Source organism: Salinivibrio sp. MA427 (genome assembly GCF_001996115.1).
GTDB lineage: Bacteria > Pseudomonadota > Gammaproteobacteria > Enterobacterales > Vibrionaceae > Salinivibrio > Salinivibrio costicola.
In genome coordinates this window covers 1-16,543 of record NZ_MUFH01000042.1, presented here as the reverse complement: position 1 = coordinate 16,543, position 16,543 = coordinate 1, and the positions used below count along the sequence as shown (strand labels likewise).

Below are 16,543 nucleotides of genomic sequence, written 5' to 3'. Positions count from 1 at the left end.
GGATAAAACAGACAACCACGACTGGTACTCGCTAATATGCGCATAGGCCGCATGGGAAGAAGAGAAGGCAACATGGCGAATATCAAGCGGAACGTCAATAAGATAGCCTAAGTAACTGGTCATGCCTAAAAGCACACCAAAAATAAAGTTACCCCCCAATGCGCCATAGTTTTGATGAATATACAGCGCTATCCGCTCTCGTCGTTGAAGCGAGATTGCGCGGAATAACGGATGGCCGATTAACCGATCTTTCAACTCAATGTAGTCCGCCCGATTATCGAGTATGCCGGTAATAATACCTGACAAAAATAGCCAGACCCCAGCGATAGCGGCGTAAAGCCAGGCTAAACCATGGATCGGATGAATCGCAGCTGTTTGATAGGCCACTTGTTCGCTGTTTAGTACCGGATTGCCATATAAATGGCTAAAAAGCAGACTAACCAACACACTTACGATAATTGCCGCGGTGATATTGCCCCAGACTGCAAACCACTGAGAACGATTCACATTGATCAGTAACCGTGCCAGCTTTTTACTACGCGTGCGCCCTTGTTTGTTCTTTTCCACATGTGCAGCAAAGTTTGCCGCGGTCATCGCCGGCTGCTTGGTGGCAATGGTAAAGTGTAAAATGTGCACCAGCATAAAGCCGACGCCGTAGTTTAAACTGACCAGTAATGCATTATTGAGTGGTGATAATTGCAGGGTCTCGATATACATTTTTACCCATGCTAACAGGGCAATAATCACCCCTGCGCCGCAGGCGCCGCGCAGAATTTTAAAGTAATCGTTTTTGGTTTTGGCGATATAATGCTCGCCGTGGTTGCTCTTATTTTGTGTCACGCTTTGTGCGAATGTGCGGGTACTTTTGCGATAAATCGCGCGTACACTGTTGCGTTCAGTCACTGAAATAAGCAATTGCCGCCAGAGGTTTAATACGCAGCGTGCTTTTTGGTGTGGATGCCGAAAGTCTAGGATTTGGATCAGTAGCACCATTCGGTTTAACGTTTGATCCAAGCGCTCAAGCATACGTGAGGCGTGCGCAGAGAAGCCCATTTGGTTAATACCACGAGCTCGGATCCGCTTAACCTGCTGCTGACATTGCTCAATTATCACCCAAAAATGTGCCCTGTCTTTGGGATCCAACGTGTCGTTTTTAATCGCGTTCACAAGTTGGTGGGTTTCACGCTGCAATGCAATGAATGGCGAATCAACCTCGCTGAGACGTCGATCAATGCGTAATAGCTCTGGATCCAATTCCTCCGCGGCAATCCAGATAGATAGCATTTCTAACGAATAACATAGCTCGCTTTTAATGTACGCACCTGTTGAGCGGATTGTTTCGGGAGCGGCACTTTTTACTAAGAGGCGGTATAGCTTAAACCAGCACTTATGAGAGATGGCTTTGACCCACGCTTTATCTTCCCCTCCTACAAAGTAACTTAATAGGTCGTTAATATCGTTACAGCGCTTAGGCGGCGGATTGACTTTGTTATAAAGACGACGAAAAATATCGGTAACAAGACCGTTTTTAGAGAAAATCCCCAACTGCACAAACGCCGGTGACAGCTTTATTTTTTTGGCTTCATTGCACACGCTGTTGGCAAAGAGCGCGGCTTGAGAGGGGGAGTTGGCTAACGCTAAGACAAGCTGCTCAAGACGCAATTCTGCCAGCTTTGGCTCTCCTTCACGAAGGTAGGTAAAGAATACATCAAGGCGCTCCGTGTCATTGGCACAGAGAGAGAAACCGTCTATCACTTTAAAGGCCGGTGTAATCGCAGGCATAAATCAATTTTCTTATCAGTAGATAGTCAACGCTCGCGTAGTCTACAAGAGCGAGAAAGCAGGGGGAAGCGAAAGCGCGCTTAGATCACATTTAGGCTACTCCCCAAGGTGTTCCACGCATGGCGCTGGATTGCTAAGCAAATCGAAAGCCGTTTGTTGTGACCCAGTCGCAGTTTTAGGGAAATATCGCTGGTTGTGAGCACAGCCAAAGCCTACGGTGGGTGGCTCGGAAAGGACTTTTCCGCGGCATCGTTTGCCTTTTCTGGAGTTTTGCCGAATATGATGAGTTTCACGAATCCGGTAGGTTCCGGCACGTTATGGTTTCACAACTTGGCCACTGCAGAGGGAACACCGGTAGCTTATGATCCTCAGGCGCGTGCTTTTCTGCCTATGCCACCATTTTGTGCCAACCGTGTCATTATAGGATGTAATTGGATAGCGCCTGAAGAAGGTGCTTTTTGCCGGGCTTGCGCAATGACAGCACTCGCACCAGATCCTGACATACCTAACGCCATTGATTACTGGGCAGAAACGGAAGCGGCTAAACGCTGGGTCATCGATAACTTAGGGCGGTGGCATTGGTTCCGACCAGAAGATCCTGGTACACGGCCTATCTTTCATATGCTCGCTGATGGTAATACGTTGGCGGCAATGGGGCATGGGGATGGCGTGGTAACAATGAGCGTTTCTGAGGCCGATCCTGTGGTGCGTATCTCCCGCAGGGAAGCCTTGGATGAACCGTATCGAACGCTGATAGGCCRTATGCGCCATGAAATTGCGCATATGCTTTGGTGGCGCTTAAGCCTTCGAGAAGATTTTCTTAATGCATTTCGTGAGATGTTCGGGGACGAACGTATCGATTACACCACGTCGCTGGAAAATCATTATCATCAAGGGCCACCGGTAGGGTGGGAGCAGGCGTACATCACTTCTTATGCATCGGCTCACCCCCATGAAGATTGGGCGGAAACGGCAGCAAGCCTATTACATCTTACTGATATCACTGATAGCTTTGTGGCCTCGGGGCTTGTGTCGCCGGAGATGCCTAGCCACGGCTGGGATCCCTATGCCGAGCCTGACACGGAGCTGCTGGTTCATGTGGCCTCTGCCATTGTGATGCGAGTAAATCATATTAATCGATCCATGGGCTTGTCTGACGTTTATCCCTATGTANTACATGACTGGCTTCGTCGTGGCGCGCAGGGGCGATGAGTTTTATATAGGTCAAAGGCCTTAACGAACATCTACTTGGAATGGTGTCTTTAAAAGACGATGGATGGGAATAGGATGCATCGCATCAACGTTGGTCCGTTTCCGATGCCTCAGTATCAAATAAAAGGAGTTATAAATATGGCGATTACGCCTAAATCAGACATGTCACCAGAAGTTTTGTCCTGGCGAGATCCCTCTATGGACTCTGTCCAAGGAACTGAAACCCCCAAAGATCCAAACAAAGGTTACATTGCGCTATTAGGGTGGAGTGTCAACGCAATTAAAGCGGCCCAGAAATTTGATCGTCGCTATATCGTGGTTGCACCTGAGTGGGCGCGAGATTTTTGTACTGCGAACAATATCCCGTTTATGTCATGGGATTTCCTTCGACTTGATGACACTTCTATCGAGCTTGCTAGAAAACTCAAGGCTGAGGGCGTCGATGTCGCTGTGCCACTGTTTGAAGAAACGGTTGAATGGTCCGGCGCGATCAACTCTGTACTGCTTGATAATCCTCGGATGTACGGCCAATCGATTTTATTCCGTGATAAAGCGCTAATGAAACGTCGAGCTCAGCTTGGCGGTATTCGTGTCGGCATTTTTGAAGAGGCGCATGAAAAAGAAGATATCGTGCGATTTATGAAGCGAGTTAATCAAACATTACTCAAACTTGACGGCGATCCAGACGATCCAATTCATGTCAAAGCGTTTGATAAAGCGGGTTGTTTAGGACATCGCATGCTGCGAACCGTTGACGAAATCGATGCTATCCCGGCTGAAGAATACCCGCTGCTTATGGAAAGTCATCTCGATGGATGGGAGTTTGCCGTTGAAGCCTGGATTCACGATGGCAAGATCATGTTCTTAAATATTTCTGAATACGTCACACTCGGCTACTCGGTGTTTGTGCCTGCGACAAAAGAGCTCGAGAGTTGGCGAGACGCGATTACTAAGCAAATTGAGTTATTGATTAAAACCTTTGATATCCAGTTCGGTCAGATCCACCCAGAATACTTTGTGACCAGTGACGGCACTATGTACTTTGGTGAGGTCGCCTACCGCCCACCGGGATTTAAAGCGTTTGAGTTGATTGAGCGAGCTTATGGCTTTAATGCTTATCAGGCTTCATTTTTGGTGTTTGATCCTAAGAGCACAAAAGAAGAAGTTGACGCTTTCTTCCCGCGTGAAGTTGTTGATGCAAAAGGCTATGCTGGCTGCTTTGGCGTATATCCCAAACGGCGTGTCGTCAGTCAGTTAGAGATGCCAAAAGAGTGTATAGAACATCCCTATTTTGATTTCCATGAGCTTCAGGCGCCTGCTGAAGAGACGGTTCCAGAGCGAGATGCGTTTGGTACCCACTGGGGGCTGGTGTTCTTCTTCGGGGATGATCCGATCAAAATGCGGGATTTATTAAAAGCGCAAGAAGACTTGGATTTTTACGTCTAGTACGTCTTGATAAAACCTTGCTTATCCTCCGCAGCCTGGGTTAGAGGCGTCTCTAACCCAGGCTTTTTTGTGGGTGTTACCCATGCGATACCGTGAAGGGTTAAATCATCACCGCAAACGACTCATAAGGAGCCAGTTTGTAGGTGGTGCTCAACTGTTTGACCGGATCCATGTTGTAGCTTAGGCAGGTTAAGGCCTTATCGTGCCAGTGTTCGGGGAGGGTGATGGTTTGTTTTTGCTCACTAAAGTTGCTGACCACGAGAATACGGTGGGTATCGTCGAAACGCTCGTAGGCGATCACATCAGGGTGGGCTTCTTCCACAGGCGCAAACTGGCCATGTGCAATCAGTGGGTATTGCTTGCGCAGCTTAATCAGCTCACGGTAGTGATAGAGCACCGAGCCACTGTTTTCAGTCGCTCGTGCCACATTGATGGTGGTGTAGTTAGGATTAACCGGTAACCACGGTGTTCCTTGGGTAAAGCCTGCCTGCGGTGCGTTATCCCATTGCATCGGGGTACGGGCGTTATCGCGACTGTTTTGGTATACCGCCTCCATCATGGTGTCTGGATCAACGCCTTCTGCAACACGCAAGTCGTAAAAATTGCGGGTTTCGATGTCTTGATAATCGTCGATAGACGGGAAGGCGACATTGGTCATCGCAATCTCTTCCCCTTGGTAGATATAGGGCGTGCCTTTCATTAAGTGCAAGGTTGTGGCGAGCATTTTTGCTGAGCGTGTCCGGTACTCACCGTCGTGACCAAACTTGGATACGGCGCGGGGCAAGTCGTGGTTGTTCCAAAACAGCGAGTTCCAGCCAGTATCAGCTAACTCTTGCTGCCATTTGAACAGTACCTGTTTAAGGGCGGCGACATCCAGCGGCACGGGCTGCCATTTGTCCCCGTTTTTCCAGGTGACGGTAATGTGTTCAAATTGGAACACCATGGAGAGTTCATTGCGTTCCGGTGCGCTATAAAGTTTGGCGATCTCCGGCGTTGCGCCCCATGTTTCGCCGACGGTGAGCAAGCCTTTGCCGCCAAATGTTGCTTGGTTCATCGCCTGCAGCAGAGGGTGAAGGCGCGGGCCGTTGCCAGTGATGCCTTTGTCGATCTCTTTACCAATTAAATCTATTACATCAAGGCGGAATCCCCCAATGCCTTTGTCAATCCACCAGTTCATCATCTTATACACGGCGTCATGGACGGCGGGGTTTTCCCAGTTCAGATCGGGCTGACGTTTGGAGAACAAGTGAAAGTAGTACTGCTCGGTGTTTGGCTCCCATTGCCATGCGCTACCACCAAAGATTGAGCCTTGATCATCCGGCGCACTGCCATCGGGTTTGGCATCACGCCAAATGTAAAAGTCGCGATAGGGACTGTTTTTGTCTTGAAGCGCAGCTTGGAACCAAGGGTGTTCGTCGGAGGTGTGATTGACTACCAAATCCATCACGATTTTGATGCCGAGCGAGCCGGCTTTATCAATCAAGCGCGTCATGTCTTCCATGGTGCCAAATTCAGGCGCGATCGCGCAGTAATCGGAAATGTCGTAGCCATTGTCATCCATCGGCGATTGGTACACCGGTGATAGCCATAACACATTGACGCCGAGCCAATGTAAGTAATCGAGTTTCTCGATAATTCCGTTCAGATCGCCAATGCCATCATCATTGGTGTCGTAAAAACTGCGAGGGTAGATTTGATAAACAACGGCATCATGCCACCAAGCGTTCTGCATACCGATTACCTCTTATTGACAATAAAAATCCTCAAAGCCTTAGCTTGAGATGTGGCCAACAGCCTAGCGCGCGGGCGGTGCCAAGAAAAATAGGCGTGGCGCTTGTTGATATAACCGATTGGCTATAGGTAAGGTGCCAATAGATTAAAAATCCGCGTTATCATTGAATGGTGTATCCTTATTAGGCTATAAAGTAAGCCATTAAATTGTGAGTGAGGGCGGTATGGATGTAGAAAAAGTCGCCGGCTACTTTATTGCGGTGGTTGAGGCGGGTGGCATTAAAGCGGCCGCGTTGCAGTTAGGGATCAGCCAACCCTCATTGACGGCACAGATCCAAAAGCTGGAGCAACGTTTCGCGTGTCCGCTGTTGGTTCGCCACCCTCGTGGCGTCAGTATGACTGCAGCAGGAGAGCTTTATTATCAGCATGCCACGGCACTGCACGCCGAGCGGCAAAGGCTTTATGCCCAGATTCATGCTTTGCAAGCGCGTGAAGCGGGACAAATAAAGCTTGGCACCGGGGAGGCGTGGTGGCCTTTGTTTGTTAAACCGGCAGTGCTTGATTATCAAGCTGAGCGCCAGTGTGCGGTCCATATCGAATTTGGTAATCGCTTGGCACTGATGGCATCGCTGCTCAGTGGCGATGTGGATGTGTTTATCGGTCATGAAATTGACGATCTGGTTGCGAGCCAGCAAGTGCGCTTTATGCCCTTGTTTCAGGACGCGGAAAGCTATTATGTGGCTGATAACCATCCGCTACTTGCAGACACATCCGCCAGCATCGACTCTCAGCGCCTGAGTGATTGGCCTTTGATGCGTGTCACGCCTGATCATGCCCGGCATGCGCATTTGCTAGCGAACCCCATCAGCCCAACGACGCACGTCAACCAAGTGGTGTTTGATGTTGATGCCCTCAGTCCCGGTATCGACTTATTGCACGACACTCAGGCGGTGATGCCCTATACCAGCCGAGCCCAGATGTATCTGGCCAGTCAGGGGGTAAGCGTGTTGGGGGTTCACCCGAGTAAGAGAGGTAACGTCGGCTTATATACCTTGCGCAATGAGCAGAATGAAAAAGTCGACGCGCTGATCCAACGGCTGTTTGAGGCTGCCCAGCAGGTAGGCATCTCGCCACGTCATACCAGTTAGGGTGAAGCTTATTGAGTAAGAAAGTGCTAGACTAGAGTGCTTTTGTCGCACATTGAATTGGTCGTGCTGGCTGCAAATGTAGGGATGAGTTAGCCGGCTCCATATTTCAGTGGCGACATCAATGGCATCAATAGGTAGGGCCAATTACCAATTTGGCCACTGCGCTGCTAATTTGTGGCGCAAATCACATGCAGTACCTTTATTATCAAAGGAAAGATGATGGTAATTCCAGAAAACAGCAGTATTGTTATTTTTGGTGCATCTGGCGATCTGACCTTCCGTAAGCTGATCCCAGCCCTGTATCATTTGTATGCGAACAAACAGCTGCCTGCGTCTTTCGCGATTTTAGGCGCAAGCCGCACCTTCTACAGTGACGAGTCATTTCGCGATAAACTACGTCACTCAATGCAAGAGCTTGAAGAAACTGATCCTGCCACGCTCGACGCCTTTATGGCGCACGTGCACTATCAATCATTTAATATCTCTGATACCCACGAGTATGGCGCGCTAACAGGCCGTTTAGACGAATTGTCTGAACAATATGGTTTCACCCAGCGTAATACCTTGTTTTATCTTGCTACGCCGCCGAAGCTGTATAACTTTATCCCTGCCTGCCTCGCCGCACATGGTTTGAATGATGAAAGTAACGGTTGGAAACGCTTGGTGGTCGAAAAACCGTTTGGTTATGATCTTGCCTCTGCACGCCAGCTCGACAAAGACATTCACGCCCATTTTGCCGAGCATCAGATTTACCGCATTGACCATTACTTAGGCAAAGAAACGGTACAAAATCTACTGGTTTTCCGTTTTTCTAATGCGATGTTTGAGCCGCTCTGGAACCGTAACTTCATCGATTATGTTGAGATCACCGGTGCTGAAAGCCTTGGGGTGGAAGGCCGTGGTGGTTACTACGATCAATCGGGTGCGGTGCGCGATATGTTCCAAAACCACTTGTTGCAAGTGTTATCGCTCGTGGCGATGGAGCCGCCTGCACAGATCAATGCTGATGCAATGCGTGATGAGGTGTTTAAAGCACTGCAATCGCTTGAGCCGCTCTCTGAAGACGACCTGCACAATAACTTGGTGCTGGGCCAGTACACTGAATCGCAAGTTGGCGGCAAAGCATTACCCAGCTATCGTGATGAGCCAGGTGTCGCCGAAGACTCGCGTACCGAGACTTATGTTGGCCTGAAGATGTTTATCAACAACTGGCGTTGGAATGGGGTGCCATTTTACGTGCGCACCGGTAAACGCTTACCGACGCGCGTGACCGAAGTGGTGATCCACTTTAAACAGACCCCGCATCCCGTATTCGGCAAAAATGCGCCCGAAAACCGCTTGGTGATCCGTATTCAGCCCGACGAAGGCATTCAAATGAGCTTTGGTCTTAAAGAGCCGGGTGCTGGCTTTAACGCCAAAGCGGTCAATATGGACTTCCATTATACGTCGCTGGAAGAAACCCAAATGCTGACGGCTTATGAACGTTTGTTGCTGGATGCGCTTAAAGGCGATGCGACCTTGTTTGCCCGCAGTGACGCGGTGGAAGCCTGCTGGCAGTTTGTTGAGCCGATTCTTCAATATAAGGATAATGGCAAAGCGCTATATGGTTATGCCTGTGGCACTTGGGGGCCGAAAGAAGCGGATCAATTGCTTGAGCGTGATGGCCATGCGTGGCGTTTTCCCTGCAAAAACCTGACTGACACGGAATACTGCGAATTATGATAAATGCCCGAATTTTTGATGATGCTGATGCGGTGGTCAATCACTTAGCCGACGCGATGCAAACGCTCAGTGAGCAAGATCGTGCCGTACACATTTCGCTTTCTGGTGGCAGCACGCCCAAAATGCTGTTTAAGCGTTTAGCCAGTGATGACTATGCCACGGCGATTCAATGGCAAAACCTGCATTTTTGGTGGGGCGATGAGCGCTGCGTGGCACCGGATGATGCTGAGAGCAACTTTGGCGAAGCCGACAAATTGCTGTTTAGCCAGATTCGCATTCCAGAAGAGAACATTCATCGTATTCGTGGTGAAGACGATCCGGATGTGGAAGCCGCGCGCTTTAGTGCGGAAATGCAAGCGCTGATCCCAAGCGAAAACGGCACGCCTGTGTTTGATTGGATTTTGCTGGGCGTCGGTGGCGATGGCCATACCGCCTCGCTGTTCCCGCACGATCCTCAGTATGACAATACCGCACTGGCGCTGGTGGCCTCGCATCCTGAATCGGGCCAAAAGCGGGTATCAAAAACCGCCCGTGTGCTGCGCGCGGCGAAGAAAATCAGTTATCTGGTGTTGGGTGAAGGCAAACAAGCGATTGTGCATGAGATCGCCTCATACGAGCCCACTCAACTGCCATATCCTGCCGCCAATATCCGCAGTGCCAAAGGCACGACGGAATGGGTACTCGATGCCGCGGCAGCAAAAAAATTACCAGAACAGAATTAATGGAGAGCACGATGAAAGGTGATATTGGCGTAATTGGTTTGGCGGTCATGGGCCAAAACCTTATCCTCAACATGAACGACAACGGCTTTAAAGTCGTGGCACATAACCGTACCGCGGCCAAAGTCGATGAGTTTCTTGAAGGCCCAGCCAAGGGTACTAACATCGTTGGCGCTTATTCGCTGGAAGAACTGGTTGATAAGCTAGAAACGCCACGTAAAGTGATGCTGATGGTTCGTGCCGGTGATGTGGTCGATACCTTTATCGACAAACTGACGCCATTGCTTGAGAAAGGCGACATCATTATTGATGGCGGTAACACCAACTATCCAGATACCAACCGTCGTGTGGCAGCGCTGCGAGAAAAAGGCATTCACTTTATCGGTGCCGGTGTGTCTGGCGGTGAAGAAGGCGCGCGTTTTGGGCCATCAATTATGCCGGGTGGCTCTGAAGAAGCGTGGCCAGCGGTGAAACCTATCTTCCAAGGTATCGCAGCAAAAACCGATACCGGCGAGCCATGTTGTGATTGGGTTGGACGTGATGGCGCCGGTCACTTTGTGAAAATGGTGCATAACGGTATCGAATATGGCGACATGCAGCTGATCACCGAGGCGTACCAGTTCATGAAAGACGGCCTTGGTATGAGCCATGATGAAATGCAGCAGGTGTTTACCGACTGGAACAAAACCGAGTTGGATAGCTATCTGGTCGAGATCACGTCGGATATCTTGGGTTATAAAGACCAAGACGGTGAGCCATTGGTTGAGAAAATTCTCGACACCGCGGGTCAAAAAGGCACCGGTAAATGGACTGGCATCAACGCGCTGGATCTTGGCATTCCGCTCACTTTGATTTCTGAATCGGTATTCTCGCGTTGTCTGTCTGCACTCAAAGATCAGCGTGTGGCGGCAGAGACCTTGTTCGAAAAACACATCCAGCCGGTTGATGGTGACAAAGCCGAGTGGGTTGATGCGCTGCGTCAAGCGCTGCTGGCGTCAAAAATTATCTCTTACGCGCAAGGCTTTATGCTGATGCGTGAGGCGTCTAATGAGAATGGCTGGGATCTGAACTACGGTAACGTCGCGCTGATGTGGCGCGGTGGTTGTATTATCCGCTCTGCGTTCTTGGGTAACATCCGCGATGCGTATGACAAGGATCCTGACTTGGCCTTCTTGGGCTCAGATGCGTACTTTAAAGGGATTTTGGATAACTGCTTGGCGGCATGGCGTAAAGTGGCGGCGAAATCGATGGAAACCGGTATCCCAATGCCATGTACCACATCGGCGCTGACCTTCTTGGATGGTTACACCACAGCACGTTTGCCCGCGAACCTGCTACAAGCGCAGCGTGACTACTTCGGCGCGCATACCTATGAGCGTCTTGATCAGCCACGTGGTGAGTTCTTCCACACCAACTGGACAGGCACTGGCGGTAACACCGCCTCGACGACGTACGACGTGTAACGTACGGCGTGTAACGTACGACGTCTAACGTGACAGACTAAGTCACTGCTCGTAGCAATAAATAGAAAAGGGATGCATTGGCATCCCTTTTTGTTGGCATAAGCAAAAAACTCACTTAGCATAGGCGAAAAAGGAGACCCTATGCCGCGTCCTAAAATGCCCCGCCGTATCTGCGGAAAACCGCATACCAATTGTTTTAAACCCAACGCCATTCCACTCAGTGAGCTAGAGACGGTGACCATAGGTTTGGATGAGTTCGAAGCCATGCGCCTTGTTGACCATCAAGGGATGCAGCAACTGCAAGCGGCGGAAGTCATGGGCGTATCTCGTCAAACGTTAGCCAACCTGGTTAAACGCGCCCGCGCCAAAACCACCGCCTGCCTCGTAGAAGGCAAAGCCCTGGTGTTTGAGTCAGAAGAGTAGTTCGACATGAGCCGTCGTTACGTCGGCACTATTGAGCCCAATCTTCAAGTTTCAGTCCTTCAACACGCTGAAACTCCCTCGTATTGTTTGTGACTAGTACACAACCAGTCGCAATGGCGTGACCTGCAATTGCTGTGTCGTTTCCGCCAATAGGGGTGCCTTTATTCATTAGATTGCGCTTAACTGCAGTTGTCGCGTCAACAGCGGCTTTATCCCAAGGTAAAATCTCATCGATTCGCTGAAGAAAAGCATCAACAAGCACCGCATGTTTTGGTGATGCCTTTTTTCCTAACAACCCATATTGCATTTCTTGATAGGTAATGGCTGAGATAACAATGCGATGTTGATTGCCGACAACAGTGTGAAGCTTTTTCAACACCGCTCTGGGTTGCTCTCTCATAATGAATGAACAAATACATGTATCAAGCATATAGTTGATTTTGTTAGTCAAAGTTGAACCGTCCCTCGTCTTTGATCAGCTCCTCGCGATGGGTCATGAAATCACTATCAGCCTTTTCGAGCTCGCCAAATGAGAGCCAACTTGGGCGAGCTGGGCGTAAGGTGATGACATCCCCCTCTTTATGAATTTCAAGCTCATTAACGCCGTCAAACTCAAAATCCTTTGGCAAGCGTACCGCTTGATTCTTGCCATTTTTGAAAATGGATATTGTTCTCATAAGGTCCTCGCCATGTATCTGTTCAATCTTTATTCAGTATAACTTCAGCGTGGCATATGTCAAACATATGCATGATTGTAATGAAAATCGAACTGAAAGGGCCAGACCTTACACCTCTCACAAGTCGTGCATTTGGAATGGCAAACTTGATGCTTCAACACATTATTTTTGACCTCTTCTAACTTTGTTTATTGCATATGCCATAAATCAGGCGTATTTTTAGCATATGCCATTTATATAAAGAGAGAACGGAAGATGACAATTGCTATTGCGATGAACCAAGACCGTCCTGCGGGACATTTTATGAAGGCCGAGCACTTTGCGCTGTTTGACGACGATGGCCAAGCACTCGCTCAGTTCGCCAACCCACGTGTAACAGAAGGTTGCGGTGCCAAAAACGCCTTGATAGCGATGCTGAAAGCTAACCAAGTAACACGTGTGGTGACCCGTCATATTGGCGAGCATGCGTTAGCGGGATTGTTGGCCGCGGATGTCGATGTTTATCAGTTGACCAACGGCCGGGACATGGACAAGGTCAACGAGGTCGAAACAGTGGCCACGGTTGCGGTTGCCATGAATAAGCAACCTGTTATCCCGCCGGATTCCCATCATCAGTGTGTGGCTTGCAGTGACAACGGGCTGTTTAATCTTAAATTTTATCAAGACGATAACAACGCCGTGACCGCAAGCGTATGGTTAGAAAGCACTTGGCAGGGGTATCAAGATCAGCTGCACGGTGGGGTCRTTGCCACGCTTTTGGATGCGGGGTTGACCCATTGTACTTTCTTGTTTGCCCCGCAAAGTGTGACAGCGTCACTTAATATTCGCTATCACCATCCGGTGCCTATCGCTGTTTATGGTGAGGTGCGTGCCTGGTGTGTGAAAGCGAAACACGGTATGAGTCGGTTAGAGGCAACGCTGACCGTTGCAGACACTGTGTGTGCCAGTGCAACGGCAAGCTTTATGCAAACACGCGCGTCGTAAGCGTCAAAAACTAGCTGACGGCGCGGCGTAGGCGATCATGCACGGCAAGCCATGCTTCACCATGAGGAGGCTGGGCGAGCCAGATCTCACTGACGCCGAGTTGATCGGCTTGGGCAAGTTGGTGATATAACGCTTGCCCGTAGCGTGCGGCGTCATTCGGCATGGTAATACACACCAGATCATCCCGTGTCGGGGCTTCGCCAAAGTGAAGCAAGGCCGCGCGTTTTTCCGGATGGGGCGCAGGGAGATCAGACAAGTCCGCAGCCACCATCTGCAACCGGGTGTTAGGTTGGTAATGGCTACCGACATTGCCAGGCACCACGTTATCGTGCTGCTCGGGCGCTTCCACGGTTTCACCCAATACGGCGCTCAGCTCGCTGGCGGTGATGGGACCGGCACGAAGTACGCGGAAGGGGCGCTTGGTAAGATCGACAATGGTCGACTCCAGCCCATGTTGGCAAGGGCCGCCATCAATCACCGCGGCGATTTTTCCGCCTAAACCATGCATCACTTGCTCTGCCGTGGTGGGGCTGAGCTTTTTATACGGGTTCGCTGACGGGGCGGCAACGGCAAGCTGATGGGTGGCGAGCAGGTCCAATAACACAGGTTGCGCGGGAACGCGAAGTCCAATGGTATCTAATCCACCCGTGACGACCGGTGAAACATGCTCGGCACGTGGCAGCAGCAGCGTCATCGGCCCTGGCCAGAAGGCATTCGCCAGCTTATATGCTTCATCCGGGATCGGCGTTGCCCACTCGGTGATCGATGCGACGTCACCGAGATGCACAATCAAAGGATGATTGGCGGGTCGCCCTTTGGCGGTAAAAATGCCCGCGACGGCGTCTGGATTGCTGGCATCCGCTGCCAGACCGTACACGGTTTCTGTAGGCACCGCGACTTGTTCGCCGGCTTTCAGTAGCTCGGCGGCTTGTGTTAGGTCCGTTGAACACTGCGCTGAGAGAAGTTGCGTTTTCAACGACATGCTCCGTTTTATTTTGCTACGTTCAGGTGATACCACTGACCCGAGCGATCGCGTTGCCATACTGCACCTTGCGCATCAATTTGCATCAAGTACAGCCAGCCGTGATTCGCCAGCGCGGCTATATCGTTATGGCGTGCAAGTATACTATCAATTGCCTCCCGAGGGGCAGCGATAAATACGCTTAATCGCACTGGCTGGTGGCGATATCGACGGCCATCGTGCACGGATTGATGCGATAAGCCAATTCGCAAGTCACCACCATTCCCTTCAAACACCCCAATGTGCCCACCCACGATGTTGTGCAGCAATTTGTTTCCGCTGCCAAATTTTTCCGGTGCGGTAACAGAAGCAAAGTACTGCAAGTTGATCCAATTGGTCACCACCATGGGCGCGGTGAGGATTGCCGTAAGCTGGCTAAAGTCACTGTCTCTATGCCAGTCGTAGTCGTGTAAAAAGCTGCGACCTTGCAAATTAATCTGTCGAGACAGGGTGCGCGGGCCCACGATTAACGCGGCGTTGTCACACAGTCCCCATTCAGGGCGCATTTGTGCCCAATCTTTGGCCCGTGTAGCAAAGAAGCGTTTGAGCTTGGATGGCTGGGTAGGCGTTTGATCAAACTGGTTGGCGCGGGTTGCACGTGCTTGCTCGCTCGCAGCGGCCAGCCAAGTTTGCCATTGGGCATGCTCTGGAGCGTGAAAGACATCCAGTGCGTCGGTGGTGGTGTTGTGCATGGCGGCATAAAAACGGGTGCTGGCGGGAATCGTTACGCCTTGCTGTGCCATGGCATCACGCACGTCGGCATCGTTAAGAAGCTGTGCGAGTACGCGGACATTCACCTCACCGGTTTGTCCACCGCAAGCACCACAGTCAAGCCCTGCTGCATGAGGGTTGTTACAGGTTTCACTGCCATGACCCACCAACAATACGGCATCGGCCAGTTGGTCAGCAATACCCATGGCGCGCAAGATACCAGTGCCTAGCTCTGCTTTTTCTGCTGGGGTTAACGGCGTATTGTCACGGGTGAGCGCCCAATCACTGTCAGTATGGCTGAGCCGATTTAGCGGGTTTTCGGTGCCAGAAATGCGTAATGCGCGTTTTAATAGGCTTACGAGCTTCAGCATGCCACCGGCTTCGACCATCCCTAAATTGGCGGCGGGCGCATCAAGGCTACGTTGCCAGCCGAGCTTGGTCATTCGTAACCAGCGCTCGGGGGTAGCATGGGTTTGTGAGGCGGTGATCGCCGGTGCCAATAAGCCGGGCAGTTGCGGGCGTTGAATCTGGCTATCAGTGGGTTGATAGGCGATCGGCAAGCCAAAAAAGCCAGCAAAGCCAAGGGTTTGAATCCGATCAGATTGTGCTTCTAACGCGCGACGCATCGGTTCAGAGCGCACATCGATACAAAACACAGCTTGCAGCGTAGGCGAGGTGGCGAGAGTGTCGACACTGGCCTGCGCGGACAAGGCGTGTGCCCAAGGGCGCTGCTGACTGATTTCCAGCGCTTGCTGCCAAATCCACAGTGGCGCGAGCTGTTGTTGTGCTTGGTGATACCAATGGCGCACATTCRCCGCTTGGTGGTGCATGGACTGACGAATGCTTGCCCATGCTGCGTCACGGTGTTTAGCAAGCCAGCGTGCCAGCACTGTATCCCAAGCGAGTAAAATCGCGAATAGGCCCATGCCATGATCTTGTTGTTCACTGTCACTGAGCTGTTGCTGCCAATCTAACCAAGCCTGCCAGCTTGCCCAACCCGATAAACCATGCATCAGCGCGTGGCAATAGGCCAAGTTACCGTCTTGGTCGTGAAGGATCGGTTGCCAAAAGGCGGCTGCTTCAGCGATCAGTGCATCCATTTGGATAGGCAGTGTGGCGAAATCGGTGAGCAAATCCACGCCTGTGAGGGTTTTAATGCCTTTATCTTGGCTCACCACACTCAACCAGCATTGATAAAGGTGCTCACCGCCTTGGCCTTGAGCATCAAAACGCTGTGGGTATTGGTGATTGAGTGCGAGAAACTGGCTCACTTGCTGCTGGATTTCTTGCTGCCACGATAAGCCTTCTTGTGTTTCTCTGGTGTAATCACACAACTCAGCCAATGGCTTCCAACGCGGGAGGTTACTGCTATGAATGCGCAGCGCACGCAGACAATCACTCACTGTTAATGCGCTGCCAGAGGTTGAAATGGCCTCGGCAAGGTGTGCCTCACTAATGGGCGATTGCCAATGCGACAGCTAGTACGCCGACGGCATTAGCGGCC

General features: G+C 50.8%; 14 protein-coding genes. 8 read left to right on the top strand and 6 right to left on the bottom strand.

Annotated elements, in window-relative coordinates:
* Nucleotides 1–1,782, bottom strand: a 1,782-nt coding sequence (locus BZG79_RS05325) for a hypothetical protein (protein ID WP_077773888.1), incomplete at its 3' end; no start/stop codon positions are given.
* A gap of 279 nt (nt 1,783–2,061) precedes the next feature.
* Between BZG79_RS05325 and BZG79_RS05320 the strand changes: the two genes are divergently transcribed.
* Together BZG79_RS05320 and BZG79_RS05315 are read left to right on the top strand one after the other, a co-directional pair.
* Nucleotides 2,062–2,994, top strand: a complete 933-nt coding sequence (locus BZG79_RS05320) for a putative zinc-binding metallopeptidase (protein WP_077773889.1) — start codon at nt 2,062–2,064, stop codon at nt 2,992–2,994.
* Between the two features lie 138 nt (nt 2,995–3,132).
* Nucleotides 3,133–4,440 (top strand): carboxylate--amine ligase, encoded by a 1,308-nt coding sequence (locus BZG79_RS05315; protein ID WP_077460709.1) that lies wholly within the window; start codon nt 3,133–3,135, stop codon nt 4,438–4,440.
* 100 nt (nt 4,441–4,540) lie between these two features.
* Here BZG79_RS05315 and BZG79_RS05310 read toward each other — a convergent pair whose 3' ends face one another.
* Entirely contained in the window at nt 4,541–6,172 is a 1,632-nt protein-coding gene (locus BZG79_RS05310; protein ID WP_077773887.1) for an alpha-glucosidase, read from the bottom strand.
* Nucleotides 6,173–6,395: 223 nt separating this feature from the next.
* Here BZG79_RS05310 and BZG79_RS05305 point away from each other — a divergent pair, with 223 nt between their 5' ends.
* The 5 genes from BZG79_RS05305 to BZG79_RS05285 all read left to right on the top strand — a co-directional run bounded on the left by BZG79_RS05305 (nt 6,396) and on the right by BZG79_RS05285 (nt 11,646).
* On the top strand, nt 6,396–7,319 hold the full coding sequence (locus BZG79_RS05305; RefSeq protein ID WP_077773886.1) for a LysR family transcriptional regulator: 924 nt from the start codon (nt 6,396–6,398) through the stop codon (nt 7,317–7,319).
* Nucleotides 7,320–7,538: 219 nt separating this feature from the next.
* The gene (zwf, locus tag BZG79_RS05300) at nt 7,539–9,041 is read left to right on the top strand and encodes a glucose-6-phosphate dehydrogenase (RefSeq protein ID WP_077773885.1); all 1,503 of its coding nucleotides are present in this window, start codon (nt 7,539–7,541) and stop codon (nt 9,039–9,041) included.
* Nucleotides 9,038–9,763 carry a 6-phosphogluconolactonase gene (gene pgl / locus BZG79_RS05295; RefSeq protein ID WP_077773884.1) on the top strand — a complete coding sequence of 242 codons (726 nt, stop codon included), beginning with the start codon at nt 9,038–9,040 and terminating at the stop codon, nt 9,761–9,763. Before zwf ends, pgl begins: the two co-directional genes overlap by 4 nt.
* 11 nt (nt 9,764–9,774) lie before the next feature.
* Nucleotides 9,775–11,223, top strand: a complete 1,449-nt coding sequence (gene gnd / locus BZG79_RS05290; RefSeq protein ID WP_077773883.1) for a decarboxylating NADP(+)-dependent phosphogluconate dehydrogenase — start codon at nt 9,775–9,777, stop codon at nt 11,221–11,223.
* A gap of 141 nt (nt 11,224–11,364) precedes the next feature.
* Nucleotides 11,365–11,646: a DUF134 domain-containing protein gene (locus BZG79_RS05285; protein WP_021023566.1), complete on the top strand. Its 282-nt coding sequence runs from the start codon at nt 11,365–11,367 to the stop codon at nt 11,644–11,646.
* A gap of 28 nt (nt 11,647–11,674) precedes the next feature.
* Here the strand turns inward: BZG79_RS05285 and BZG79_RS05280 are convergent, their stop codons facing one another.
* Both BZG79_RS05280 and vapB read right to left on the bottom strand, forming a co-directional pair.
* Entirely contained in the window at nt 11,675–12,097 is a 423-nt protein-coding gene (locus BZG79_RS05280) for a type II toxin-antitoxin system VapC family toxin (protein WP_241824660.1), read from the bottom strand.
* Nucleotides 12,090–12,323: a type II toxin-antitoxin system VapB family antitoxin gene (gene vapB, locus BZG79_RS05275; protein ID WP_069363032.1), complete on the bottom strand. Its 234-nt coding sequence runs from the start codon at nt 12,321–12,323 to the stop codon at nt 12,090–12,092. The genes BZG79_RS05280 and vapB overlap by 8 nt, the downstream gene beginning before the upstream one ends.
* A 255-nt stretch (nt 12,324–12,578) precedes the next feature.
* Here vapB and BZG79_RS05270 point away from each other — a divergent pair, with 255 nt between their 5' ends.
* Nucleotides 12,579–13,307 (top strand): NifB/NifX family molybdenum-iron cluster-binding protein, encoded by a 729-nt coding sequence (locus tag BZG79_RS05270; RefSeq protein WP_077773882.1) that lies wholly within the window; start codon nt 12,579–12,581, stop codon nt 13,305–13,307.
* A gap of 10 nt (nt 13,308–13,317) precedes the next feature.
* Here BZG79_RS05270 and BZG79_RS05265 read toward each other — a convergent pair whose 3' ends face one another.
* Nucleotides 13,318–14,289, bottom strand: a complete 972-nt coding sequence (locus BZG79_RS05265) for an L-threonylcarbamoyladenylate synthase (protein ID WP_077773881.1) — start codon at nt 14,287–14,289, stop codon at nt 13,318–13,320.
* A gap of 8 nt (nt 14,290–14,297) precedes the next feature.
* Nucleotides 14,298–16,496 (bottom strand): putative inorganic carbon transporter subunit DabA, encoded by a 2,199-nt coding sequence (locus BZG79_RS05260; protein WP_277918627.1) that lies wholly within the window; start codon nt 16,494–16,496, stop codon nt 14,298–14,300.
* Nucleotides 16,497–16,543 lie beyond the last annotated feature (47 nt).